The organism is Streptomyces sp. NPDC058157 (assembly GCF_042884105.1).
Lineage (GTDB): Bacteria > Actinomycetota > Actinomycetes > Streptomycetales > Streptomycetaceae > Streptomyces.
In genome coordinates this window covers 1-24,360 of sequence record NZ_JBHVUQ010000065.1, presented here as the reverse complement: position 1 = coordinate 24,360, position 24,360 = coordinate 1, and the positions used below count along the sequence as shown (strand labels likewise).

Genomic DNA, 24,360 nt, shown 5'->3' with positions numbered 1-24,360 from the left:
CGAAGCGTTCGCGCCACCGGCGGCGCAAGAGGAACGCTCGAGAACGGTGGTCTTGTGAGCCAGGCCACAGCGCTTCCCCCGCATGGCCGCCGATCCCCCGTGGCACACTGGCCCTAGTACCAGTAGCAGCGCACTCCGGGGTCGGTGTAATTCCGAACCGGCGGTATAGTCCGCGACCCGTCCGCAGCCAGCGGCCGGTTGACCAGGTGAAATTCCTGGACCGACGGTTAAAGTCCGGATGGGAGGCAGTGCGCGGCGGGCAGTCACCGGTACGCCGCCGTCGGCGGTCCACCGTCGTATCCCCCGGGATACGTGTCGGACGGACCGTATTTCCGGCCCCCGGCGTCCCCGTGTGCGCTTTCCCGCTTCATCTGTCGTATCCCGACAGGCCCCGGAGTCCGTGCCCGATGAGGCAGGAGGACCCGGTGGCGACACACACCGCGCAGGCAGCAGTCGACCCGAGCATCACCGCGATGCGCCGGGCCGTCGAGCTGGCCTCCCACGGACTCGGCTCCACCAGCCCCAACCCCGTCGTCGGCTGCGTCATCACCGACCCCACGGGCGCCGTCGTCGGCGAGGGCTGGCACCAGCGGGCCGGCGGCCCGCACGCCGAGGTCCACGCCCTGCGCGCGGCCGGAGAGGCCGCCCGCGGCGCCACCGCCTACGTCACCCTCGAACCCTGCAACCACACCGGCCGCACCGGCCCCTGCGCGCAGGCCTTCATCGAGGCCGGCATCGCCCGCGTGGTCTACGCCGTCTCCGACCCGAACCCGCAGGCCAGCGGGGGCGGCGCCACCCTGCGCGCCGCCGGGATCGCCACCGAGGCGGGCCTCCTCGCCGACGAGGCCGAACAGGGCAACGCCGCCTGGCTCACCTCCGTCCGCCTCGGCCGCCCCCACGTCACCTGGAAGTACGCCGCCACCCTCGACGGCCGCAGCGCCGCCGAGGACGGCAGCAGCCGCTGGATCACCTCCGCCGAGTCCCGCGCCGACGTCCACCGGCTGCGCGCCGAGGCCGACGCCGTCCTCGTCGGCGGCGGCACCCTGCGCACCGACGACCCCCACCTCGCGGTCCGCGGGATCGAGGGCGCCACCCAGCCGCTGCGCGTCGCCCTCGACACCCGCGCCGGACTCCTCCCCACCGCCCGCATCCTCGACGACGCGGGCCCCACCCTGATCGTCACCGGCGAGGACGCCGACACCCGCCACCTGCCCGGCGCCGACGTCCTGCGGCTGCCCCTGCGGGACGGCCGCGTCCCCGTCGCCGTCCTGCTCACCGAGCTGTACGCCCGCGGGGTGCGCTCCGTCCTCCTCGAAGGCGGACCCACCCTCGCCGGATCCTTCCTGGAGGCCGGCGCCGTCGACCGCGTCGTCGGCTACATCGCCCCGGCCCTCCTCGGCGCCGGCCCCGCCGCCCTGCTCGGCGCCGGCATCACGAACATCGCCCACGCCGTACGCCTCGACATCACCGAGGCCGTACGCAGCGGCACCGATCTGCGCATCACCGCCGTCCCCTCCAACGCCCCCAAGGAGCACTGAGTGTTCACCGGAATCGTCGAAGAACTGGGCGAGGTCACCGCCGTCGAGCAGCTCGCCGAGGCCTCCCGCTTCCGCCTGCGCGGCCCGGTCGTCACCGAGGGCGCCAAGCACGGCGACTCGATCGCCGTCAACGGCGTCTGCCTGACCGTCGTGGAGACCGCCGACGGCGAGTTCACCGCCGACGTCATGCAGGAGACCCTCAACCGCTCCAGCCTCGGCGCCCTGGGCGAAGGCTCCCGGGTCAACCTGGAACGCCCCATGGCCCTCGGCGGCCGGCTCGGCGGGCACCTGGTCCAGGGCCACGTCGACGGCACCGGCGAGATCCTCTCCCGCACCCCCTCCGAGCACTGGGAGCTCGTCAAGATCGCGCTCCCCGGCCACCTGGCCCGCTACGTCGTGGAGAAGGGCTCCATCACGGTCGACGGCGTCAGCCTCACCGTCGTCGACGCCGCGGCCGACCACTTCACCATCAGCCTCATCCCCACCACCCTCGCCCTGACCACCCTGGGCATCAAGCAGCCCGGCGACCCGGTCAACCTCGAGGTGGACGTCCTCGCCAAGTACGTCGAGCGCCTGCTCGCCGCCGGCGTGAACCCGCTGCACGCCGAGGAGGGACCGAAGTGAGCGCCCTGACCTGGCTGAACTCCGAGGCCTTCACCGCCTTCGGCCAGAAGATCATCTGGTCCGACGCCATCGGCAACACCATGGGCCTGATCGCCCTCGCCCTCGGCTGGAAGCGCTCCATATGGACCTGGCCGACCCAGTTCCTCTCCGGCGCCATCCTCTTCGTCGCCTTCGCCGCCGGCCACCTCTCCGGCAACGCCGGCAAGCAGGTCGTCGTCATGCTGGTCGCCCTGTGGGGCTGGGCCCAGTGGACCCGCGGCAAGCGGCAGGCCCAGGACTCCTCCCTCGCCGTCCGCTTCGCCTCCTGGCGCGAGCGCGGACTGCTGCTGGGCGCCGCCGCCGTCGGCACCCTCGCCGTCACCGGGCTGTTCACCCTCTACCCGTGGATGTCCTGGAACCCGCTCCCGGACGCCTACATCTTCGTCGGCACCATCGTCGCCATGTACGCCCAGGCCAAGGGCCTGGTCGAGTTCTGGTTCGCCTGGCTGCTGGTCGACGCCGTCGGCGTCCCCCTGGCCTTCACCAGCGGCTACGCCTTCTCCGCCTTCGTCTACGTGATCTACGGAGCCCTCGTGCTCTGGGGTGCCTACGACTGGTACCAGCGCTCGCGCACCACCCCCGCCCCGGCCCTCGAAGGAGCAACGGCATGACCCCCCTCCTCAAGCCCGTGCCCGACCCGGCCGACTCCGGCGCCGAGGAGTCCTTCCGCCTCGACCCCGTCGAACAGGCCATCCGCGACATCGCCGCCGGCCGCCCCGTGGTCGTCGTCGACGACGAGGACCGCGAGAACGAGGGCGACCTCGTCATCGCCGCCGAGAAGGCCACCCCCGAGATCATCGCGTTCATGATGAGCGAGTGCCGGGGCCTGATCTGCGCGCCCATGGAGGGCCCCGAGCTGGAGCGCCTGGAGCTCCCGCAGATGGTCCAGAACAACACCGAGTCGATGAAGACCGCCTTCACCGTCTCCGTCGACGCCACCGCCGCGCACGGCGTCACCACCGGCATCTCCGCCGCCGACCGCGCCACCACCCTGCGCCTGCTCGCCAACGGCACCTCCGAGCCCGGCGACTTCGTCCGCCCCGGCCACATCTTCCCGCTGCGCGCCAAGCCGGGCGGCGTGCTGGTCCGCAACGGCCACACCGAGGCCGCCGTCGACCTCGCCCGCCTCGCGGGCCTGCGCCCGGCCGGCGCCATCGTGGAGATCGCCGGCGAGGACGGGGTCATGCTGCGGCTGCCCGAGCTGATCCCCTTCGCCCGCAAGCACGGCCTGACGATCATCTCCATCGAGGACCTGATCGCCTACCGCCGCTCCGCCGAGCCGACCGTCCGCCGCGAGGCCGAGGTCAGCCTGCCGACCGCCGCCGGCGAGTTCACCGCGTACGGGTACCGCTCCACCGTCGACGGGGTCGAGCACGTCGCCCTCGTCCACGGGGAGATCGGCACCGGCGAGGACGTCCTGGTCCGGATGCACTCCGAGTGCCTGACCGGCGACATCTTCCAGTCCCAGCGCTGCGACTGCGGCCCCCAGCTCCAGGCCGCCATGGCCCGGGTCCAGGCCGAGGGCCGCGGGGTCATCGTCTACCTGCGCGGACACGAGGGCCGCGGCATCGGACTGCTGTCCAAGATGCGCGCCTACGAGCTCCAGGAGCGCGGCCGCGACACCCTGGACGCCAACCTGGAACTGGGCCTGCCCGCCGACGCCCGCGACTACGGCGCCGGCGCGCAGATCCTCGCCGACCTCGGCGTGCGCACCGTCCGGCTGCTGACCAACAACCCCGACAAGGCCGCCGCCCTGGAGGACCACGGCATCTCCGTCGCCGGCCGCGAGCCCATGCCCGTCCAGGCGGGCGAGCACAACCTGCGGTACCTGCGCACCAAGCGGGACCGCATGGGCCACGACCTCCCCTGGCTGGAGGGGGCCGTACCCACCTCCGCCTGCGGCAACCAGTAACCCCGCACCACCCACCCTTCCCACCCGTCAACCCCGGTACGAACCGGAACCCCCTGAGGAGCAGAGCTGTGAGCGGCAAGGGCGCACCCGTACTGAGCGTGAAGAACTGCGGCGACCTCCGGGTGGCCGTGATCGCGGCCCAGTGGCACGAGAAGGTCATGGACGGCCTGGTCGACGGCGCCCTGAGGGCCCTGCACGAGCTGGGCATCGACGAGCCCACCCTGCTGCGCGTCCCGGGCAGCTTCGAGCTCCCGGTCGTCGCCAAGGTCCTCGCCGGCCGCGGCTACGACGCCATCGTCGCCCTCGGCGTGGTCATCCGCGGCGGCACCCCGCACTTCGACTACGTCTGCCAGGGCGTCACCCAGGGCCTGGTCCAGGTCTCCATCGACACCGGCGTCCCCGTCGGCTTCGGCGTCCTGACCTGCGACAACGACGAGCAGGCCCTGGACCGCGCCGGCCTGGAGGGCTCGAACGAGGACAAGGGCCACGAAGCGGTCACCGCCGCCGTCTCCACCGCCATGACCCTGCGCACGGTCAGCGAACCCTGGCGGTAGTCCACGGAGTGAACCCCGGGACCGGGGGGCCCGGGTGAACCCGTACCCTAAGGGCATCATGGCGAACAAGACCTTCGAAGAGCTCTTCAGCGAGCTCCAGCTCAAGGCCGCCGACGGCGACCCCAGCACCTCCCGCACCGCCGAGCTCGTCGGCAAGGGCGTCCATGCCATCGGCAAGAAGATCGTCGAGGAGGCCGCCGAGGTCTGGATGGCCGCCGAGTACGAGGGCAAGGAAGCCGCCGCCGAGGAGATCTCCCAGCTGCTCTACCACGTCCAGGTGATGATGGTGGCGCGCGGGATCTCCCTCGACGACGTCTACTCCCACCTCTAGGCCGGAGCACTCCGCCGCGGGCCCTGGGCCCACACACCCCTTACACACCCAGCACAGAAGGAAGCCCCATGCTGCGCATCGCCGTCCCCAACAAGGGTTCGCTCTCCGGACCGGCGTCGGAGATGCTCCATGAGGCCGGCTACCGCCAGCGCAAGGAGTCCAAGGAACTCGTCACGGTCGACCCCGACAACGAGGTCGAGTTCTTCTACCTCCGCCCGAAGGACATCGCGATCTACGTCGCGTCGGGCAAGCTCGACATCGGCATCACCGGCCGCGACCTGCTCCTGGACTCCGGCGCCAACGCCGAGGAGATCCTGCCGCTGAACTTCGGCCGCTCCACCTTCCGCTACGCCACCAAGCCCGGCACCGCCAAGGGCCCCGAGGACTTCGGCGGCATGACGATCGCCACCTCCTACGAGGGCATCGTCGCCAAGCACCTCGCCGACCTCGGCGTCGACGCCTCCGTCGTCCACCTGGACGGCGCCGTCGAGACCGCCATCGAACTCGGCGTCGCGCAGATCATCGCCGACGTCGTCGAGACCGGCACCAGCCTGCGCAACGCCGGCCTGGAGGTCATCGGCGAGCCGATCCTCAAGTCCGAGGCGACCGTCATCCGCCGCACCGGCGCCGGCGACGACGACCCGAAGGTCGCGCAGTTCCTGCGCCGCCTCCAGGGCGTCCTGGTGGCCCGCAGCTACGTGATGATGGACTACGACTGCCGCGCCGAGCACCTGGAGCGCGCGGTCGCCCTCACCCCGGGCCTGGAGTCGCCGACCATCTCCCCGCTCCACAACGAGGGCTGGGTCGCCGTCCGCGCCATGGTCCCCGCCAAGGAGGCCCAGCGGATCATGGACGACCTGTACGAGCTCGGCGCGCGCGCGATCCTCACCACCTCGATCCACGCCTGCCGACTCTGACCGGCCGGCCCCTCCCGAGAAGGCATCACCGCACCATGAGCGAGTCCGCCGCCCAGCCCGCACCGCCCACCCTGCCGGTCACCTTCCGGCCGAACCGCACCCGGGCGGTCCTGCTGGGCGTCGGCTCCGTCATGTTCGCCACCATCACGGCGATCGCCCTGCTGCTGGAGAACCTCAGCCCCGGCGAGCGGATCAGCTTCGTCGTCACCGCCGTCCTGATGGCCTCCGTCCTCGTCCTGCTCAGCCGCCCCAAGGTGGTCGCGGACGAGGCCGGGGTCACCGTGGTCAACCTCACCACCACCCGCCGCCTGGAGTGGGCGCAGATCCTGCGCGTCAACCTCCGCCCCGGCGACCCGTGGGTGTTCCTCGACCTGAACGACGGCACCAGCCTGCCCGCCCTCGGCATCCAGCCCGGCATCGCCAAGGCCCGCGCCATCGGCGACGCCCGCGCCCTGCGCGCCCTCGCCGAGACCCGCGGGACCGGCGCCGCCGGCCGCTGAGCCCGGCGCACCCGTCCGCTGCGTCCCATTGCGGCGGCGATCTCAATGACTACCCTGGTGGGGCGGCGCACCACTGCGCCCCCCCACCCGCCCCGGGACCCCGTGGCCCGTGGGCACCTGCGACCAGAGGAGTGACTCCCTCCAGCAATGGACGGATCGTCCGGTAGTACCCGCGCCGCCCTCCCCGTGGAGGCGGCGGCATGACCATCCCGCTACTGCTGCTCGTGGCGGCATTCGCCCTGATCCTCGCCAACGGATTCTTCGTGGCGGCCGAGTTCGGCCTCGTCACGGTGGAGAAGCCCGAGGCGGAACGGGCCGCAGCCGACGGTGACCGCCGTGCCCGCACGGTGGTCGAAGCCCTGCGGGAGCTGTCCTTCCAGCTCTCCGGCACCCAGCTCGGCATCACCATCACCTCCCTCGTCGTCGGCATGCTCGCCGAACCGGCCCTCGCCGCGCTGCTGTCGAAGCCGCTCGCCGCGACCGGCCTGCCCGACGGGGCCGTCCCCGGAGCCGCCGTCCTCATCGGCATGCTGCTCGCCTCCGCCGTCCAGATGGTCGTCGGCGAGCTCGTCCCGAAGAACTGGGCCGTCTCCAAGCCGCTCCAGGTCGCCCGCTTCGTGGCCGGCCCGCAGCAGGCCTTCTCCCGGGCCCTGCGGCCCGTCATCGCCGGCCTCAACTCCGTCGCGAACCGCCTCGTGCGGGCGCTCGGCGTCGAGCCCGCCGAGGAGATGGCCTCCGCCCGCACCCCCGGCGAACTGGTCTCCCTGGTCCGCCATTCGGCCCAGGCCGGCGCCCTCGAACAGGACACCGCCGACCTCTTCGTCCGGACCCTCTCGCTGGGCGAGCTCACCGCCCAGCACGTCATGACCCCCCGGGTGAAGGTCAGCGCCCTCCAGGACTCGGCCACCGCGGCCGACGTGCTGAACCTGACCCGCGCCACCGGCCTGTCCCGCTTCCCGGTCTACCGCGAGCGCATCGACGAGATCACCGGGGTCGTCCACCTCAAGGACGCCCTCGCCGTGCGCGAGTCCGAGCGCGCCCGCACGACCGTCGGCCGGATCTGCGTCGCCCCGCTGCTGGTGCCCGGCTCCCTGCCGGTCCAGCCGCTGCTGGAGCGGCTGCGCAGCGAACAGCCGATGGCCGTGGTCGTCGACGAGTACGGCGGCACCGCCGGCGTGGTCACCCTGGAGGACATCGTGGAGGAACTCGTCGGCGAGGTCCGCGACGAGCACGACTTCGCCGAGGACGACAGCCCCGAGCTGGCCTCCGTCCCCGCCGAGGACGGCCGCCCCTCCTGGGAGGCCGACGGCAGCTGCCGCGTGCACACCCTGCGCCGCATAGGCCTGGAGGTGCCCGAAGGCCCGTACGAGACCGTCGCCGGCCTCGTCGCCGACCTCCTGGGCCGGATCCCCGCCCCCGGGGACCGGGCCGAGCTGCCCGGCTGGAAGCTGTCCGTCCGCCAGGTCCGCCGCAACCGCGCCGAGCGGGTCCGGCTGGTCCGCCTGACGGCGGCGGCGCAGACCGCAGGGGCCGCCGCCGAGGCCGTCCCGCAGCCCGCCCGCGCCGCCGGGCGGCTGCGCGGCGAGCAGCAGCTGGAAGGCGCCGCCCGATGAACGCCGTCCAGCTCCTCTTCGCCCTGCTCCTGGTCCTGGCCAACGGCTTCTTCGTCGGCGCCGAGTTCGCGCTCGTCTCCGTCCGCCGCAGCCAGATCGAGCCCCTGGCGGCCGCCTCCAAGCGGGCCCGCCAGGTGCTGTACGGCCTGGAGAACCTGCCCCGGATGATGGCGGCCGCCCAGTTCGGCATCACCCTGTGCTCCCTCACCCTCGGCGCGGTCGCCGAGCCCACCGTGGCCCGGCTGCTGGAACCCGTCTTCGAGGCGGTCCACGTGCCCGAGGGGCTGGTCCACCCGCTGGGCTACGCCTTCGCGCTGGCGGCGGTGGTCTTCCTCCACCTGGTCATCGGCGAGATGGTCCCCAAGAACCTCGCCATGGCCGCCCCCGAGAAGACCGCCCTGTGGTTCAGCCCCGGCCTGGTGGCCTTCGCCCGCGTCTGCGGGCCGGTCACCACCGCCCTGGGGGCGTGCGCGGCGCTCGTCCTGCGGCTGTTCAAGGTCGAGCCCAAGGACGAGGTGGAGGCCGTCTACACCAGCGCCCAGCTCGGCCGCCTGGTCGAGGACTCCCGGCAGGCCGGGCTCCTCGAACCGGTCGAGCAGGAACGCCTGGAGGACGCCCTGGAGCTGGGCAGCCGCCCGGTCACCGACGTCCTGCTGGCCACGAGCCGGCTCGTCACCGTCGGCCCGGCCGTCACCCCGCGCCAGATCGAACAGCTGACCGTGCGCACCGGCTACTCGCGCTTCCCGGTCCGCTCGGACAGCGGCGCGTTCATGGGCTACCTCCACGTCAAGGACGTCCTGGACCTGGAGGACCGCGAGCGGGCCGTCCCGCAGCGGGTGTGGCGGCGGATGACCACCCTGTGCTCGACGCTCCCGCTGGACGACGCCCTCAGCGTCATGCGGCGCGACGCCACGCACCTGGCCCAGGTCGCCGACCCGTCCGGCCGGGTCCTGGGCCTGGTGGCCCTGGAGGACGTCCTGGAAATGCTGGTGGGCGAGGTCCGCGACCCCGCCCACCGCATCCCGGCCCGCCGCCGCCGGGAGCGCGCGCTGACCGCCTGACCACCGAGGTCCGGGGGCTCCGCCCCCGGACCCCCGCGCGTCTGAGCGCACCGGGCGCGCAGCGCCCGGTCTCGGGGTCAGGGGCGGAGCCCCTGGGAAGGGTGGAAGGGCGGGGAGGGGCAAGCCCCGCGCAGCGGCCCACCCAGCCGCAGCCGCAGCCGCACCCGGCACCCGGCACCCGGCAGAATGGACCCGTGGACCCGGACACGGAAGCGGTACTGAACGCCATCGGCCCAAGGCTCCGCGCCCTCCGCCGCGACCGCGGCCTCACCCTGGAGGCCCTCGCCGCCACCACCGGCATCTCGGTGAGCACCCTCTCCCGCCTCGAATCCGGCCACCGCCGCCCCACCCTCGAGCTGCTCCTCCCCCTCGCCCGCACCCACCGCGTCGCCCTCGACGACCTCGTCGGCGCCCCGCCCACCGGCGACCCCCGGGTCCATCTGGAGCCCCTCCGCAAGCACGGCCGCGTCATCGTCCCGCTGACCCGCTACCCGGGCCGGATCCAGGTGTTCAAGCAGGTCCTGACCCCGCGCGAGCCGCAGCTCGTCACCCACGAGGGCTACGAGTGGTTCTACGTCCTCGCGGGCGAGGTACGGCTGCTCCTCGGGGACGAGGAGATCGTCCTGCGCCCGGGCGAGGTGGCCGAGTTCGACACCGCCCGCCCGCACTGGTTCGGCCCGGCCGACGGGACGGCGGCGGAGGTCCTGCACCTGTTCGGTCCCCGGGGCGACCAGGCCGTCGTCCGGGCCGGCCCCCGGGTCCGCTGAGCGGCTACACCGCCGGCGGCTCCGGCCGCTCCTGCGGCCCCCGCCCCGACAGCACCTCCCCGTACGCCTGCATCAGGTCCGCCAGCCGCAGGGTGGCCAGGTCGTCGCGCGAGGGCTCCCCGGCGAACCCCGACAGCCGCAGGTCCCGGTAGGCGCAACTCTTCTCGTACAGGGTGCGCAGGAACCGCCCGTTGCCGAGCTCGTCGATCCAGCCCTGCTCCACCACGTGCCCGCTGATGCTGCGCAGCTCCTCCAGGGCCTCCTCGTCCCAGCCGTCCCCGTTCGCGTCGGCCAGCACCCCGCCGATCGCGGTCAGTTCCGCGGGCCGGTAGCTGGGGAAGTCCACGCGGGTGGTGAACCGCGAGGACAGCCCCGGATTGGCGGCCAGCAGCCGGTCCATGCCCGCCGGATAGCCCGCCAGGATCACCACCAGGTGGTCCCGGTTGTCCTCGGCCCGCTTGAGCAGCACCTGCAGGGCCTCGTCCCCGTACGCGTCGCCCTTGCTGTAGCCGGAGTTGGACAGGCTGTACGCCTCGTCCACGAACAGCACCCCGCCGATCGCCGAGTCGATCAGCTCGTTCGCCTTGACCGCCGTCTGCCCCAGGAACTCGCCGACCAGGTCGGCCCGTTGGGCCTCCACCAGGTGGTCCCCGCCCAGCAGCCCCAGCGCGTAGAACACCCGCCCCAGGATCCGGGCCACCGTGGTCTTGCCCGTCCCCGAGGGCCCCGAGAAGACGAAGTGCCGCTTCGGCGGCTGCACCGGGAGCCCCTGCGCCGCCCGCAGCCGGGCCATGTGCAACTGCGCGGAGAGGGCCTTCACCTGCCGCTTCACCGGCTCCAGGCCCACCATGCGCTCCAGCTCGGCCAGGGCCTGCGCCAGCGCCTGCGGATCCGTCGGCCCGGCCGGCAGCCCGACGGGGGCGCCCTGCGCGGGCAGGGTCACCTTGTGCCGTACGTCCTCCAGCCGGCCGGTCCCGGCCGGCGGCCCGAAGCGCGGGTCCGGCGGCTCCCCGGGGGTCGGCGGATCGGGGTCCACCTGCCCGTCCGGGGCCACGTCCTGCGCCGGCCCGCCCCCGCCGCCGAGGGCCACGGCCGTGTAGTCCCCGCCGGCCGTGGAGAGCCCGTGCCCGGCGAAGCCCTCGGACAGGTGGCCCCCGTACCCGGCGTACCCGGCGGCGTCCGCCATCCCGTCGAAATCGTCGCTGTCCTCGATGGCCGTCAGCCGAGCCGCCGTGTCCATGAACGCCGGGTCCACCCGGTGCACGGCCCGGTACAGCGGCAGCGCCGCCGCGCTGCGGCCCGTGCCCTCGCGGGCCCGCGCCAGCCAGTACCGCAGCTCCTTGCGCTGGGGCTGCTCGCTGCGGCAGCGCATCAGGGCCGCCGCCAGCATCGGCTCCGCCTGCCCGTACATCTCCAGCCGGACCCGGGCCATCCCGCCGAACAGGCCCGCCTCGATGCCCAGCATCGGGTCGTGCACCAGCGGCTCGGTGTGCCGGACGAGCTGCTCCCAGTCCTTGACCAGGTAGGCCCGGCAGGCGTGCAGGAACCGCACCTGCGGGTCGGTGTCCACCGGTGGCAGCGCGGCCAGGGCCTGGTCCAGCTCGGGGACGTGGCGGCCGTCCAGCCAGTGGGAGGCGTGGGCCAGCAGCAGGTCGCGCCGGCTCTCCAGCACCGGTTGCACCCACCAGCCCAGCCAGTACCAGGAGTTGAGGGTCCGGCGGTGCCGGGTGCGCTGCTCGCCGAAGCGGTCGCGGTGGGCGTACATGCGCAGTAACGCGTTCGTGGTGTCCACGCGGAGCGCGTGCAGCCCCAGCCAGGCGTCGGCCATCGAGGGATCCAGGCCGACGGCGGTGCGGAACTCCTCCTCGGCCTGCGGATAGGCGCCCATGGTGCAGGCGTCGACCCCGCGCAGCCAGGCGAGTTCGGCCGGGGCGTGTGCGCTGCCCGGCATGGCGAAGTCCATCACGTCCCCCACAAGCCTGCCCGTGGCACGCGGCAACCCGCGCGCCGAGCGCGCGAGTTGTCCACCCGGCCGATGAAATCAGGGCTGCATCGTACCTGCGGTGACGCACCTTACCCAGGGTGCGGTGGGCACGGGTCGGGGGTGCACCGCGGATGCTCAAGGTAACTCAGGGTGAACGGGCATGGGCGGAGCGACGCGCCCCACGCCGGGCCGGGAGCCGTTCCGGGCAGAACGAAGCCCCCGATCACGGGGGAACAACCGGGGGCTTCGCGTCCGCGGCGGCCTTCGCAGACCGCGCATTCAGAACGTAAGGCCGCATCCGGGCCCGGGTCAAGCGGCTCGGGGAAGCCTCGGGGGCTCCGTCGCGGGGGAGGGCTCAGGCCTGGGGGAGTCCGTCACCGTCGGTGAGCGCGGGAGGCGTTCCGGGGGTCGCAGAAATCCCGGAAGTCCACTCGTATCCCGTACCACTCTGGCGTACCAAGAGGTGCGCGAAGGGGCGCGAAGGGTCGTCCGAGAAGTGCGCGAGCTCGGCGCGCTCCCATCCGTCCCAGAAGGCGGACAGTTCGCGCCCGTCCCGTTCCCGTCCCCGCCCCCAGGACGTCTCACGGGGGGTCTCCATCCACAGCAGCCGTGCCAGGTGCGGCCGCAGCGCCCGCCGCCCGGCCCCCACCCCCTCGACCAGCAGCACCGGGGCGGGCTCCAGCACCCGCTCGGGGCCGAAGCGGCGCCGCTCCCAGTCGTACGGGGCCCAGTGCGCGGGGCGGCCGGCGGAGAGCGGCTCCACGACCTGGGTGCGCAGCCGGGTCCACCAGTCGAACAGCTCCGCGTGGCTGGCCACGTCGTCCAGGTGCAGCACGGGCGCCCCGCCGAGCGCCGCCGCCAGCCGGTCCGTGAAGGTGCTCTTGCCCGACCCGGCGTGCCCGTCGACCCCGACGACCCGGACGGGGCCGAGGGAGGGCGGGAGCGCGGCGAGCGCGTGCGCGAGCGAGTCGAGTGAGGCCTGTCCTTCCACCCGCCCAGCCTAGGCCCTGACCGGGCACGCCCCTGGTCCGCTCCCCGCCCCGGGGAACGGGCGAGGGTGGGGCGGGGAGCTGTTCCGCGCAGCGGTTCCCCGACACGGACGGTACGCTTCGCCGCCCCGCCCCCGGGAACTGGAAAGGTGGACGCGTCCGATCCACCGGAGCCGACGACCCCTGGGGGCCACGCCGATGACCGCACCCACACCCCGCCGCGCCCTCCTGGCCGTAGCCCTCGCCGCCGCCACCGCGAGCGCCCTCCCCGCGGGCGGCCGCGCCGCCGCCGCCCCCGGCCCGGACCGGGCCACCGCGCCGGCCGGCGGCGGCGGAACCGTGGACAACCGGTTCTGGTACGCGCACGCGCACTGGCTGGCCGGCACCCACCACGGCACCACCGCCGTCGACGGCGCCCGCCCCGGCCTGGAGATCGGGACCCCCGCCGGCCGCACCGAGTACACCGACCCGCACACCGACCGGAAGTCCTCCTGGGAGTACGCCACCTGGACCTCCCCGGTACACCGCTCGACCGTCCCCGCCACCGAGGCCATCGCCTCCTGGAACGCCCGCACCCCGGCCGGCAGCTGGATCCAGACCGAGCTGCGCGTCACCTACCCCGACGGCACCGCCGGCCCCTGGTACGTGATGGGCCGCTGGGCCGCCGGTGACGGCGACATCCGCCGCACCTCCGTCGACGGGCAGAGCGACGGCCGGACCACCGTCTGGACCGACACCCTCGCCGTCGACGGCCCGGCCGCGGCCGCCGGGGTGCGGATCACCCACTGGCAGCTGCGGCTCACCCTGTACCGCAAGCCCGGTACCACCGCGGGGCCCACCGTCTGGCTGGCCGGGGCGATGGCCTCCGCCGTCCCGGACCGGTTCACCGTCCCGGCCTCCGTCCCCTCCGGCCGGGCCCACGAGCTGAACGTCCCGCGCTACTCGCAGGAGGTGCACACCGGCCAGTACCCGCAGTACGACAACGGCGGCGAGGCCTGGTGCAGCCCCACCTCCTCCCAGATGATCATCGAGTACTGGGGCCGCAAGCCCAGCGCCGCGTCCCTGGCCTGGGTCGACCCCGGGTACGCCGACCCCCAGGTCTGCCACGCCGCCCGCTCGACGTACGACGCCGCCTACAAGGGCTGCGGCAACTGGCCCTTCAACGCCGCCTACGCGGCCACCTACCGCGACCTGGGCGGCGTCGTCACCCGGCTCGGCTCCCTCGCCGACCTGGAGACCCTCGTCGCGGCCGGCGTCCCGGCCGTCACCTCCCAGTCCTTCCGCCGCGAGGAGCTGACCGGCGCGGGCTACGGCACCGCCGGCCACCTGATGACCGTGATCGGCTTCACCGCGGCCGGGGACGTCGTCGCCAACGACCCGAACTCTCCCGACAACACGTCCGTCCGCCGCGTCTACAAGCGCCGCGAGTGGGAGAACGTCTGGCTGCGCACCAAGCGGTACAACGCCGAGGGCAAGACCGTCTCCGGCAGTGGCGGGGTCTGCTACCTCTACGCCCCCGCCCGGCCGTCGACGGCCCAGATCGCCGCGCTGCGCCAGGTCGGGGTGCTCTGAGAAGGCCCTGAGAAGGCCCTGAGAAGGCTCTGAGAAGGGAATCGTGGGAATTCGTCCGGAAGATCCGTCCCTCGGATGGCTTAACCGGCAGATTCTGGGCATAAGGTCCATATAAGGCTTCTCACAGGAGGCAGCCCACCATGACCACCCATTCGAGCATCGAACACCACCCGGACCTCGCCGAAATGCGGACCCGCTTCGAGCGGGTGACGGCCACCCCCGCCGCCCAGGCCGTGGAGGCATTGGCCCTGATCACGGGCCTGTACCTGGCGGCTTCGGCGTGGATCGCCGGGTTCAACGCGCTGAGCCCGCTGGCCATCAACAACCTCATCGCCGGCGCGGCCTTCTGCCTGTGCATGGGCGGCCTGGGGTCGGCGTACGAGCGCACGCACGCGATGGCCTGGACCGCCGTCGCGATCGGCGCGTGGACCATCGTGGCCCCCTGGGTCATGGCCGGTGCCATGGACACCACCCGCAGCGTCGTCAGCAACGTCATCACCGGCGCCGTCGCGCTGTGCCTCGGCCTGGCCATGGTGGCCATCGGCGGACGCCCGCGCACGACCACCTGATCCGTCCCGTCCCCGCCGGGCCCCGACCGCTCCTCCGCACCCCGGAGGGCGGCCGGGGCCCGGCGGCGTACGCCGGCTCATGCCCCGCCGGTCCCGCCGGGCCCCTGTGACCCTTGCCATATACCGTGAATGCCGCGAACGCTGGCACATTGGACGCCATGACCGCACACACCGCCACCCTCACCGCCCGCGCCCGGCGCCTCGTCGGCACCGGCGGCCCCAAGGACTCCGCATGGCTGGAGCACGTGCTCGGCTGGACGCTGGTGGTCGTCGTGGCCATGTTCGTCACCCAGCTCGGCTGGCTGTAGACCGGCCCTTCAGGAGGCCTCCAGCCGCAGCCCGTCGGTGACGATCTCGTCCGAGGTGACCAGCGCCTGCTCCGCGCTCACCTGCGTCATGAACACGAACGGCGGGACGACCGGCGGAGCGGGCAGCCCGTCCGGGCTGAACGTCACGCACAGCAGGCCCTCGATGCACCCGCTGAACCGGGTCAGGTACAGGGTGACGTCCCCGCGCAGCTCCAGGGACCGGGCGGCCAGCCCGTACTCCCGGCCGCCGTCGCGGGTGCGCAGCCGGTAGTCGCGCAGCGAGGCCGCCGCCATCTTCAGCACGAGGACCCGCCGCGGCCCGTCCACGGTCGCCACCTCGGTGACGCCCGCCAGGGCGAAGCCCCGGGGGGCGAACAGCGAGGTGGTCACCGTCGGGGGAGTCCGCGCCGCGGCCGGCGGCCCCTGACCGCCGGATGCCCCCGCCCCGGCCGCCACCGCCGTCGCCGCCCGGGCCGGCGGGGCCCCGCCGGCCAGCGCCGCCACCAGCGCCACCGGCAGCGCGGCGGCCAGGACCCGCGGCGGGCCCGGCGCGTCCGGACTCCGCCGGTACGGGCCCTCCTCCTCGGCCTCCTCCGCCTCCGCGTCCCGCAGCGGGGTCCAGCCGAAGGCCAGGGCCCCGCCCGCGATGCCCAGCAGGGCCCCGACGAAGAAGCCGCCCAGGTTGGTCACCACGAAGGACAGCACCGACAGCAGCAGGGCGTGCACCGAGACGTAGGCCCGGGCCTGCGGCAGCCACCACAGGAAGAGGCCCGCCACGATCAGCGCGGCCCCGATCCCGAGCGCCGCGATCCCGCCCAGCCCCAGGCCGACCAGCACCCCCACCGGTGCGAGCGGCACCAGCAGCAGCTCCGTCCCGGCCAGCACCAGCAGCAGCCCGCCCCAGAACGGCCGCTGCCGCCGCCACGCCCGCAGCCGGGCCCGGTGCCGGGTCAGGGGAAGCACGTGGCCCCGTCGAGGCTGACGCCGAGGCGCAGCCCCTTGAGCCGGAAGTCGCCGCCCGTGGCCGACCAGGCGTGCGACCGCACCCCCGCGACCTCGATCTTCCCGGCCTGCAGTCCGAACTTCCCCGGCTCGCCCCGCACCCCGTCCACCTGGTCGAGGGTGGAGGCGTCCCGGCCGATCTGCGCCGTGCCGAAGGTGGCGTCCCCGACCAGGTCCTCGCCGTCGATCACCAGGTTGGCGGCGGTCACCTGCCCGGCCGCGCCGCCCGCGGTCAGCTTGAACACCACCGTGCCCAGCGGGGTGTCCACCTTCGCCGACTGGCAGATGTCGCTCAAGGTGGCCTTGCCGATGCCCAGCAGCGCCACCGGATGTCCCGTGCCGTCCGCGGAGCGGTCCGTGTGCACGTACGAGGCGAGCCCCTCGCTGCTCAGATTCGACGAGGAGACCTGGAAGCTCCTCCCCGACACGGCGAAGGACGCGGCCAGCGCGCCCTGGGCCATCACCACCGCCAGCGCCCCGACCGCGGCGATGGCCGGCAGCGCGACGGCCGCCGATTTCCTCCAGTCGACCCGGCCTTCGGCGGGTTTCCTGCCGTCCTTGCCCATGGCGGTCCCTCCCGTACACTGCGGGAAATCCTGTGGCAGACAGTTCGAGGCTTCGAGGCTAGGGCCGGATTTGAATAATAGTCAACAGCGCGGTACGACCGGCCGATCGCAGGCCCGCAGGGCCGAACTCATAGCGATCGGGCGGAAGTTGTTCGCCGACACCTCGTACGACGCCCTCTCCATGGACGACATCGCCCAGCACGCGGGCGTCGCCAAGGGGCTCGTGTACTACTACTTCACGAGCAAACGCGGCTACTACCTCGCCATCGTCGAGGACTCGGTGGCCCAGCTCGTCGCCCGCGCCACCGGGGAGCCCGAACTCCCCGGCGCCGAACGGCTGCGCCGCACCGTCGACGGCTACCTCCACTACGCCGAGCACCACCGGGCCGCCTACCGCACCATCGTCACCGGCGGCGTCGGCTCCGACGCCGAGGTGCTCGCGATACGCGACGCGGTGCGCGAGGAGCTCCTGGCCGCCATCGCCGAGGGCGCCTACGGCCGCCGCGCCGTCCCGCCGCTGGCCCGGCTCGCCCTGGTCGGCTGGCTCTCCGGGGTGGAGGGCGCCACCCTCGACTGGACCGGCACCCCCGACGCCGGGGGCCGCCCCGACCGGGCCGCCGTCGCGGACCTCCTCGTACGCCAGCTGCGCGCGACGCTGACCGTGATCGAGGGCCTCGTCCCCGAATGTCCCGCTCCTCCGGTGGCTCCCGAGGAGGCTTCGAGCGGCCCGGATGATCATGGCAATCCTGTACCGGTGACGTAAAGCGCCTGATCGGGCATACTCAAGCCGCCGCAGCCGCTGTTCGAGCCCTTCCGAGACCCGGGAGGGCAGCATCGGCTGTGTAAGCACCGAGATCCGGCGGCGCGTACCACACCTCACGCGTCGCCGCCGTGCCCGACGAGGGAGGAGAGCGCCGCCATGACCGACCGCGCCCCGCAGCCGGTGGACCGTCAGCTGCCCACCGAGGAGTCCCGGGACCTCCTCGCGCTCGTACGCGAGATCGCCCAGCGGGAGATCCGCCCCAAGGCCGCCGAGGAGGAGGACGCCGGGCGCTTCCCCCGCGAGGTCTTCACCCTGCTCTCCGAGTCCGGGCTGCTGGGCCTGCCGTACGCGGGTGAGTTCGGCGGCGGCGACCAGCCGTACGAGGTCTACCTCCAGGTCCTGGAGGAGCTCGCGGCCGCCCGCCTGACCGTCGGCCTCGGCGTCAGCGTGCACTCCCTGGCCTGCCACGGCCTGGCCGGCTACGGCACCAAGGAGCAGCGCGCCGCCCACCTGCCCGACATGCTCGGCGGCGGTCTGCTCGGCGCCTACTGCCTCTCCGAGCCGGCCTCCGGCTCGGACGCGGCCTCGCTCACCACCAAGGCCGTGCGCGACGGCGACGAGTGGGTGATCACCGGGACCAAGGCCTGGATCACCCACGGCGGGGTCGCCGACTTCTACACCGTCCTCGCCCGCACCGGCGCCCCCGGCCCCAAGGGCATCACGGCCTTCCTGGTGCCCGGCGACGCGGAGGGCCTGACGGCCGCCGTCCCCGAGAAGAAGATGGGCATGAAGGGCTCGCCCACCGCCCAGCTGCACTTCGACGGCGTGCGCGTGCCCGACTCCCGGCGGATCGGCGACGAGGGGCAGGGCTTCACCATCGCCCTGGCCGCCCTGGACGCGGGCCGCCTCGGGATCGCCGCCTGCGCCATCGGCGTCGCCCAGGCCGCCCTCGACGAGGCCGTCTCGTACGCCCTCGGCCGCAAGCAGTTCGGGCACCCCATCGCCGACTTCCAGGGGCTGCGCTTCATGCTGGCCGACATGGCCACCAAGATCGAGGCGGGCCGGGCCCTGTACCTCGCGGCCGCCCGGCTGCGCGACGCGGGCCAGCCGTTCTCCCGGCAGGCCGCGATGGCCAAGCTGTTCTGCACGGACGCGGCGATGGCCGTCACCACGGACGCGGTGCAGATCCTCGGCGGCTACGGCTACACCGCGGACTTCCCCGTCGAGCGCCTGATGCGCGAGGCGAAGGTGCTCCAGATCGTGGAGGGCACGAACCAGATCCAGCGCATGGTCATCGCCCGCCACCTGGCCGGCCCCGAGACCCGCTGACGACACCGGGGCCGCGCCGGACCACCCCCGGCCCGGCCCGCGGTCAGCCGCCGAAGAGGGGGCCGGACGGCCAGATCGGGGAGGACGCGATCCGCGACCAGTCCGGGTCCCGCCGGCCCGGCAGGGTCCGGCCGTCGGCGGCCCAGCGGGCGAGCAGGGCCGTGTAGATCGGCGGGTCGGGCTGGCCCCGGTAGCCCTGGGGCCCCGGCCGGGACGGCTCGTACACGGGATGCGCGACGGCCTGCTGAACCGATTCTTCGTAGCCCGGCGGTGTGGGGCGCCGCCGGCGTCCCGCTCTCGGCGCGGGCGTCTCCAGGGTGGTCATGCACGGCCAACGCGGGACCCGGAGCGCGGGTAACCGCTCCCCGCCCGCGCCCATCCGTTCGACCCTTCCCACGCGCGCGGCCCCCGCGCCCCGCGCGCCCCCCGGGGACGGACGGGGCGGCCCGGGCCCGGGGTGCGGTGGTGGCCGGGAATGCCGGGCTGTCAGGGTGTGCCACAACCCTGGTCGCGGACGCGAGATCTGACGTACCGTCATATCCGCTCGGCCGGCGCCGTGCCGGCCGTCCGCGCGCCCAGGAGGTTCGCCATGCCCGCCGACCGTCCCGTGCCCCTCGACGAGTACCCCGTCCACCAGGCCCCGCTGTCGATGAAGCACCTGGTCACGGGCGACCGCAACGCCTACGACCGCTGCATCTTCCACGTCTTCGACCACGCCGGTCGCGCCGTCCTCATCCTCGGCCTCGGCGTCTACCCCAACGCCGGCGTCATCGACGCGTACGCCACCCTGCGCCTCGGCGACGAGCTCCTCGCCGTCCGCGCCTCCGACGCCCTCACCGACGACCGGATGAACCTCTCCGTCGGCCCCCTGTCGATCACCGTCGACGTCCCGCTCAAGCGCCTCACCCTGCGCTGCGACCCCGACCCCGAGGACCCGCACGGGCTCTCGTACGACATCACCTGGACCGCCGAGTTCCCCGCCGTCTGGGAGCCCCACCACATCCAGCGGCGCGGCGACCGCCTCATGCTGGAGGGCCGCCGCTTCGTCCAGGCCGGCAACGTCACCGGCACCCTCCGCGCCCGCGGCGAGGAGTTCACCCTCACCCCGGGGGAGTGGACCGGCACCCGCGACCGCAGCTGGGGCGTGCGCCCCATACCCGGCGAGGACGGCGGCCGCGCCGCCGAGGAGATGCGCCCCGAGGGCTTCCACTGGCTCTGGATCCCCGTCCGCTTCGAGGACCGCTTCGTCATGGTCATCGCCCAGGAGGACGCCGACGGCCACCGCACCCTCAGCGAGGCCGTCCAGGTCTTCCCCGAGGACAGCGGCCGCCACGACGTCCAGCTCGGCTGGCCCCACACCGAGATCCGCTACCGCCCCGGCAGCCGCCACCCCGAACGGGCCGTCGTCCACCTCACCGACCCCTCCCGCAAGCCCCTCGAACTCGGCGTCGAGGTCCTGAACTCCTCCCCGCTCGCCGTCGGAGCCGGCTACCCGCCCGCCGCCGACTGGCAGCACGGCAGCTGGCAGGGCCGCGGCTGGACCGACCGCCGCAGCTACGACCTCTCCGACCCCGGCGCCCACCCCATGGCCGCCTTCGGGGTCACCGACCACTCGGCCCGCTTCACCCTCGACGGCCGCACCGGCTTCGGGATCTTCGAACACGGCAGCTTCGGCCGCCACGACCCCAGCGGTTTCTCCGACTACACCTCGGTAGCCCCCTGACCAGCCTGACCGGCCCCGATCCGGAGAGGAGCTCCACATGACGGCACCGCGCCCCCGCACCTCCACCCGCGAGCCCGAGGAAATCGGCCGCCGCCTCACGGCCTGGCTCGACCGCCGGCTCCCCGGCGCGAAGGTCTCCGGCACCTCCGTGCCCGGCTCCAACGGCATGTCCAGCGAGACCCTGCTGTTCGACGTCGAACACCCCGACGCCCCCGTCCGCGGCTGCGCCCTGCGCCTGGCCGCCGACCCGGCCGCCTACACCGTCTTCCCCTCCTACGACATGCCCCGCCAGCACCGCGTGATGGCCCTGGTCGCCGAGCACACCGACCTCCCGGTCCCCCGCGTGCTCTGGCTGGAGGAGGACCCCGCCCCGCTGGGTGCGCCGTTCTTCGTGATGGCCCGCGCCGAAGGCCGGGTACCGCCCGACGTCATGCCCTACACCTACGAGGGCAACTGGCTGCACTCCGCCACCGACGCCGAACGCGCCGAGCTCCAGGAGGCGAGCATCTCCCTGCTCGCCCGCCTGCACGACCAGGTCCCGGCGAAGGAGGCCGCGTTCCTGCTCCCGCCGGGTGAGGGCAGCCCGCTGCGCCGCCACGTCGACGCGCAGCGCGCCTACTACGCCTGGGTGGTCGACGGGCTGTCCCGCTCGCCCCTCCTGGAGCGGGCCTTCGACCGGCTGGAGGAACTCTGGCCCGCCGACGAGGGCGAACCCGTCCTCAACTGGGGCGACGCCCGCATCGGCAACGTCGTCTACGACGGCTTCCGGCCGGCCGCGGTCCTCGACTGGGAGATGGCCGCCTGCGCCCCGCGCGAGGTCGACCTCGGCTGGACCGTCTACCTGCACCGCTTCTTCCAGGACCTGACCGTGAGCTTCGGCCAGCCCGGCCTGCCCGACTTCCTGCGCCGCGAGGACCTGGAACGCCGCTACGCGGAACTCACCGGGCACACCCCGCGCGACATGGAGTTCCACACCCTCTACGCCGCCCTGCGCCACGGCATCGTGATGCTGCGCATCGCCTACCGGCAGGCGTACTTCGGGGAGGTGGAGGTCCCGGCCGACCCCGACGGCCTGATCCTGCACCATGCCAGCCTGGCCGCCATGGTGCAGGGCACCTACTGGTAGCGCGGGTCAGGCGGCCTGCGCGTGCTCGCGCTCCTGGGGCGGCGGGGCCGTCTCGGCCAGCCGTACCGGACGCGAGCCCGGACCGCCGACGTGGGAGAAGGGCTGCGTGCGCCAGTCCAGGCCCTGCGGCAGCGTGAGGTGCACGACGGCCTCGAGCTCGGGCTGCTCCGACTGGAGCAGCCCCACCGCCGCCAGCGCGTCCGAAACCGGCCGGCCCGTACCCGCGCACACCGTGAGCCCGAACGGGTTCCACGGGGTCAGGCACAGGGCGTGCTCCGGGAGCTGCTCCTCGTCGGCCACGAGGGCGATCGACTGCCCGCAGTCGGGGCAGACCGCGTGGTGGATCTCGAACCCCTCGGCGTCGCCGGGTTCGAGGTAGTCGTCGTCCTCCGCGTACTCGGCGGCGAGCGGTTCCAGGGGCTCCGGTTCGGTGCGACCGGCGCGCTTGGTGTTCAGCATGGATGTACTCCCCCTTGGGTGGGCCGGGCGGGCATGTCCTTCGGCCACGGCCACACCAAGCACTTCCCGCCACGCGGCACGAGTAACCACGAGAGCGGGTTGTACGCCCGTACACGTCTGTGGCTTTGGTCACATGCCCGCCGCAGGTGCCACTTCTGCGTGGACACCGCTGTGCCTGGAGCGGTCCTGGGCCTTAGGTTGAGCGGCTATGAGCGCAATGGAGGAGCTGGACCGCCAGATCGTGGATCTGCTCGTGCGGGACGGGCGGATGAGCTACACGGACCTGGGCAAGGCCACCGGACTGTCCACGTCGGCCGTCCACCAGCGAGTACGCCGCCTGGAACAGCGCGGTGTCATCCGCGGCTACGCGGCCGTGGTCGACCCCGAGGCCGTCGGGCTCCCCCTCACGGCCTTCATCTCGGTGAAGCCGTTCGACCCGAGCGCGCCGGACGACATCGCGGAGCGGCTGGCGGGCGTACCCGAGATCGAGGCCTGCCACAGCGTCGCGGGCGACGAGAACTACATCCTCAAGGTCCGCGTGGCCACCCCGCTGGAGCTGGAAGACCTCCTGGGCCGCCTCCGGGCCCTCGCCCACGTCTCCACCCGCACCACAGTGGTCCTCAGCACCCCCTACGAGGCCCGTCCACCCCGGGTGTAGCGCGCCCCGTTCTCCGGGGCTCCGCCGGCGTTCGATGCGCGGGGTCCGGGGCGGAGCCCCGGAGAACGGGCCGGGAGACGGCTCCGCGCAGCGGCACCCGCACCCGCGGCGAACCGAGCCCCCCGCAGGGGCGAAACTGGTGGGCATGACTGACCGCACCGCCCCCTCCCGCGACGCCGCCGGAGCCCCCCGCACCGTCCTCCTCCGCGGAGGCGAGGTGCACAGCCCCGCCGACCCCTTCGCGACGGCGATGGTCGTCGAGCGCGGCCACGTCGCCTGGGTCGGCTCCGAAGGCGCCGCCGACGCCTTCGCGCAGGGGGTGGACGAGGTGGTCGACCTCGGCGGAGCCCTCGTCACCCCCGCCTTCACCGACGCCCACGTCCACGCCACCTCCACCGGCCTGGCCCTCACCGGCCTCGACCTCACCGCGGCCCGCTCCCTCCCCGAGGCCCTGGACCTCGTCCGGGCGTACGCCGCCCGCCGCCCCGCCGACCGGGTGCTCCTGGGCCACGGCTGGGACGCCGCCCGCTGGCCCGAGCGCCGCGCCCCGCGCCGTTCCGAACTCGACGAGGCCACCGGCGGCCGCCCGCTCTACCTGAGCCGCGTCGACGTCCACTCGGCGGTGGTCACCACGGCCCTCCTGGACCTGGTCCCCGGTGTCCACCCGCGCGGTGACGACGAGCCCCTCACCAAGGACGACCACCACGCCGTGCGCCGGGCCGCCCTGGCCGCCCTCACCCCCGCCCAGCGCGCCGAGGCCCAGCGGGCCGCCCTCGACCGGGCCGCCTCCCTCGGCATCGGCTCCGTGCACGAATGCGGCGGGCCCGAGATCTCCTCCCCGGAGGACTTCACCGGCCTGCTGGCCCTGGCCGCCGGACACCCCGGCCCGCGCGTCCACGGCTACTGGGCCGACCGCGACCTGGACCTGGCGCGCGAACTCGGCGCGGTCGGCGCCGCCGGCGACCTCTTCGTGGACGGCGCCCTCGGCTCGCACACCGCCTGCCTGCACGCCCCGTACGCCGACGCCGCGCACACCGGCACCGGCTACCTGGACGCCGGCGAGGTCGCCGCGCACGTGGCCGCCTGCACCGAGGCGGGCCTGCAGGCCGGGTTCCACGCCATCGGCGACGCCGCCGTCACCGCCGTGGTCGAGGGCGTCCGCGCGGCCGCGGGGAAGGTGGGCCTGGAGCGGATCCGGGCCGCCCGCCACCGCGTCGAGCACGCGGAGATGATGACCCCGCAGACCATCGCCGCCTTCGCGGAGCTGGGCCTGACGGCCTCCGTGCAGCCCGCCTTCGACGCCGCCTGGGGCGGCGAGGACGGCATGTACGCCGACCGGCTGGGCGCCGAGCGGGCCCGCACCCTCAACCCGTACGCGGCGATGCTCAAGGCCGGCGTCCCGCTGGCCTTCGGCTCCGACGCGCCGGTGACCCCGCTCGACCCCTGGGGCACCGTC

At 73.9% G+C, this 24,360-nt stretch carries 26 protein-coding genes and 1 riboswitch; of the genes, 20 read left to right on the top strand and 6 right to left on the bottom strand.

The window, feature by feature from the left end:
- Window positions 1-126 precede the first annotated feature (126 nt).
- Window positions 127-256: riboswitch (FMN riboswitch) on the top strand.
- A 151-nt stretch (window positions 257-407) separates the two neighbouring features.
- The 11 genes from ribD (at window position 408) to ACFVXK_RS18385 (ending at window position 9,856) form a co-directional block, all read left to right on the top strand.
- Window positions 408-1,538 (top strand): bifunctional diaminohydroxyphosphoribosylaminopyrimidine deaminase/5-amino-6-(5-phosphoribosylamino)uracil reductase RibD, encoded by a 1,131-nt coding sequence (ribD, locus tag ACFVXK_RS18435; RefSeq protein ID WP_389612913.1) that lies wholly within the window; start codon window positions 408-410, stop codon window positions 1,536-1,538.
- Entirely contained in the window at window positions 1,539-2,162 is a 624-nt protein-coding gene (locus tag ACFVXK_RS18430) for a riboflavin synthase (protein ID WP_389612911.1), read from the top strand.
- Window positions 2,159-2,812 (top strand): nicotinamide riboside transporter PnuC, encoded by a 654-nt coding sequence (locus ACFVXK_RS18425; RefSeq protein ID WP_389612909.1) that lies wholly within the window; start codon window positions 2,159-2,161, stop codon window positions 2,810-2,812. The genes ACFVXK_RS18430 and ACFVXK_RS18425 overlap by 4 nt, the downstream gene beginning before the upstream one ends.
- Window positions 2,809-4,113 carry a bifunctional 3,4-dihydroxy-2-butanone-4-phosphate synthase/GTP cyclohydrolase II gene (locus tag ACFVXK_RS18420; protein ID WP_389612907.1) on the top strand — a complete coding sequence of 435 codons (1,305 nt, stop codon included), beginning with the start codon at window positions 2,809-2,811 and terminating at the stop codon, window positions 4,111-4,113. Before ACFVXK_RS18425 ends, ACFVXK_RS18420 begins: the two co-directional genes overlap by 4 nt.
- A gap of 68 nt (window positions 4,114-4,181) precedes the next feature.
- Window positions 4,182-4,667: a 6,7-dimethyl-8-ribityllumazine synthase gene (gene ribH / locus ACFVXK_RS18415; protein ID WP_042817356.1), complete on the top strand. Its 486-nt coding sequence runs from the start codon at window positions 4,182-4,184 to the stop codon at window positions 4,665-4,667.
- 58 nt (window positions 4,668-4,725) lie between these two features.
- Window positions 4,726-4,998, top strand: a complete 273-nt coding sequence (locus ACFVXK_RS18410) for a phosphoribosyl-ATP diphosphatase (RefSeq protein ID WP_344159636.1) — start codon at window positions 4,726-4,728, stop codon at window positions 4,996-4,998.
- Window positions 4,999-5,066: 68 nt separating this feature from the next.
- Window positions 5,067-5,915, top strand: coding sequence for an ATP phosphoribosyltransferase (hisG, locus tag ACFVXK_RS18405; protein ID WP_358894474.1), 849 nt, complete (start codon window positions 5,067-5,069; stop codon window positions 5,913-5,915).
- 35 nt (window positions 5,916-5,950) lie between these two features.
- Window positions 5,951-6,415 (top strand): PH domain-containing protein, encoded by a 465-nt coding sequence (locus tag ACFVXK_RS18400; RefSeq protein WP_389612904.1) that lies wholly within the window; start codon window positions 5,951-5,953, stop codon window positions 6,413-6,415.
- Between the two features lie 200 nt (window positions 6,416-6,615).
- Window positions 6,616-8,028 carry a hemolysin family protein gene (locus tag ACFVXK_RS18395; RefSeq protein WP_389612901.1) on the top strand — a complete coding sequence of 471 codons (1,413 nt, stop codon included), beginning with the start codon at window positions 6,616-6,618 and terminating at the stop codon, window positions 8,026-8,028.
- Window positions 8,025-9,089, top strand: coding sequence for a hemolysin family protein (locus ACFVXK_RS18390; protein ID WP_389612899.1), 1,065 nt, complete (start codon window positions 8,025-8,027; stop codon window positions 9,087-9,089). The genes ACFVXK_RS18395 and ACFVXK_RS18390 overlap by 4 nt, the downstream gene beginning before the upstream one ends.
- A 194-nt stretch (window positions 9,090-9,283) precedes the next feature.
- Entirely contained in the window at window positions 9,284-9,856 is a 573-nt protein-coding gene (locus ACFVXK_RS18385; protein WP_389612897.1) for a helix-turn-helix domain-containing protein, read from the top strand.
- Window positions 9,857-9,860: 4 nt separating this feature from the next.
- On the opposite strand, the gene ACFVXK_RS18380 is transcribed toward ACFVXK_RS18385, so the two are convergent.
- Together ACFVXK_RS18380 and ACFVXK_RS18375 are read right to left on the bottom strand one after the other, a co-directional pair.
- Window positions 9,861-11,819 (bottom strand): AAA family ATPase, encoded by a 1,959-nt coding sequence (locus ACFVXK_RS18380; protein WP_389612895.1) that lies wholly within the window; start codon window positions 11,817-11,819, stop codon window positions 9,861-9,863.
- A gap of 376 nt (window positions 11,820-12,195) precedes the next feature.
- Entirely contained in the window at window positions 12,196-12,831 is a 636-nt protein-coding gene (locus ACFVXK_RS18375; RefSeq protein WP_389612893.1) for a uridine kinase, read from the bottom strand.
- Between the two features lie 196 nt (window positions 12,832-13,027).
- Here ACFVXK_RS18375 and ACFVXK_RS18370 point away from each other — a divergent pair, with 196 nt between their 5' ends.
- From ACFVXK_RS18370 to ACFVXK_RS18360, 3 genes are all read left to right on the top strand, one after another.
- Complete coding sequence (locus ACFVXK_RS18370) at window positions 13,028-14,401, top strand: peptidase C39 family protein (protein WP_389612891.1); 1,374 nt, start codon at window positions 13,028-13,030, stop codon at window positions 14,399-14,401.
- A 140-nt stretch (window positions 14,402-14,541) separates the two neighbouring features.
- On the top strand, window positions 14,542-14,970 hold the full coding sequence (locus ACFVXK_RS18365) for an SPW repeat protein (protein WP_389612890.1): 429 nt from the start codon (window positions 14,542-14,544) through the stop codon (window positions 14,968-14,970).
- 158 nt (window positions 14,971-15,128) lie between these two features.
- Window positions 15,129-15,278 (top strand): SCO1431 family membrane protein, encoded by a 150-nt coding sequence (locus tag ACFVXK_RS18360; protein WP_389612887.1) that lies wholly within the window; start codon window positions 15,129-15,131, stop codon window positions 15,276-15,278.
- A gap of 9 nt (window positions 15,279-15,287) precedes the next feature.
- On the opposite strand, the gene ACFVXK_RS18355 is transcribed toward ACFVXK_RS18360, so the two are convergent.
- Window positions 15,288-16,241 carry a DUF6114 domain-containing protein gene (locus ACFVXK_RS18355; RefSeq protein WP_389612885.1) on the bottom strand — a complete coding sequence of 318 codons (954 nt, stop codon included), beginning with the start codon at window positions 16,239-16,241 and terminating at the stop codon, window positions 15,288-15,290.
- Window positions 16,229-16,846 (bottom strand): DUF6230 family protein, encoded by a 618-nt coding sequence (locus ACFVXK_RS18350; RefSeq protein ID WP_389612883.1) that lies wholly within the window; start codon window positions 16,844-16,846, stop codon window positions 16,229-16,231. Before ACFVXK_RS18350 ends, ACFVXK_RS18355 begins: the two co-directional genes overlap by 13 nt.
- A 70-nt stretch (window positions 16,847-16,916) precedes the next feature.
- Here ACFVXK_RS18350 and ACFVXK_RS18345 point away from each other — a divergent pair, with 70 nt between their 5' ends.
- Together ACFVXK_RS18345 and ACFVXK_RS18340 are read left to right on the top strand one after the other, a co-directional pair.
- Window positions 16,917-17,609 carry a TetR/AcrR family transcriptional regulator gene (locus tag ACFVXK_RS18345; RefSeq protein ID WP_389612881.1) on the top strand — a complete coding sequence of 231 codons (693 nt, stop codon included), beginning with the start codon at window positions 16,917-16,919 and terminating at the stop codon, window positions 17,607-17,609.
- 156 nt (window positions 17,610-17,765) lie between these two features.
- Window positions 17,766-18,938: an acyl-CoA dehydrogenase family protein gene (locus ACFVXK_RS18340; protein WP_389612879.1), complete on the top strand. Its 1,173-nt coding sequence runs from the start codon at window positions 17,766-17,768 to the stop codon at window positions 18,936-18,938.
- Window positions 18,939-18,981: 43 nt separating this feature from the next.
- Here the strand turns inward: ACFVXK_RS18340 and ACFVXK_RS18335 are convergent, their stop codons facing one another.
- On the bottom strand, window positions 18,982-19,263 hold the full coding sequence (locus ACFVXK_RS18335) for a hypothetical protein (protein WP_389612877.1): 282 nt from the start codon (window positions 19,261-19,263) through the stop codon (window positions 18,982-18,984).
- 264 nt (window positions 19,264-19,527) lie between these two features.
- Here ACFVXK_RS18335 and ACFVXK_RS18330 point away from each other — a divergent pair, with 264 nt between their 5' ends.
- Complete coding sequence (locus ACFVXK_RS18330; RefSeq protein WP_389612875.1) at window positions 19,528-20,661, top strand: hypothetical protein; 1,134 nt, start codon at window positions 19,528-19,530, stop codon at window positions 20,659-20,661.
- Window positions 20,662-20,698: 37 nt separating this feature from the next.
- On the top strand, window positions 20,699-21,787 hold the full coding sequence (locus tag ACFVXK_RS18325; protein WP_389612873.1) for a phosphotransferase family protein: 1,089 nt from the start codon (window positions 20,699-20,701) through the stop codon (window positions 21,785-21,787).
- Window positions 21,788-21,793: 6 nt separating this feature from the next.
- On the opposite strand, the gene ACFVXK_RS18320 is transcribed toward ACFVXK_RS18325, so the two are convergent.
- The gene (locus ACFVXK_RS18320; RefSeq protein WP_389612871.1) at window positions 21,794-22,246 is read right to left on the bottom strand and encodes a hypothetical protein; all 453 of its coding nucleotides are present in this window, start codon (window positions 22,244-22,246) and stop codon (window positions 21,794-21,796) included.
- A 217-nt stretch (window positions 22,247-22,463) separates the two neighbouring features.
- Between ACFVXK_RS18320 and ACFVXK_RS18315 the strand changes: the two genes are divergently transcribed.
- A complete protein-coding gene (locus ACFVXK_RS18315; RefSeq protein ID WP_030240692.1) occupies window positions 22,464-22,904 on the top strand; it encodes an Lrp/AsnC family transcriptional regulator in 441 nt (146 codons plus the stop codon).
- 145 nt (window positions 22,905-23,049) lie between these two features.
- Window positions 23,050-24,360, top strand: a 1,311-nt coding sequence (locus ACFVXK_RS18310) for an amidohydrolase (RefSeq protein ID WP_389612869.1), incomplete at its 3' end; no start/stop codon positions are given.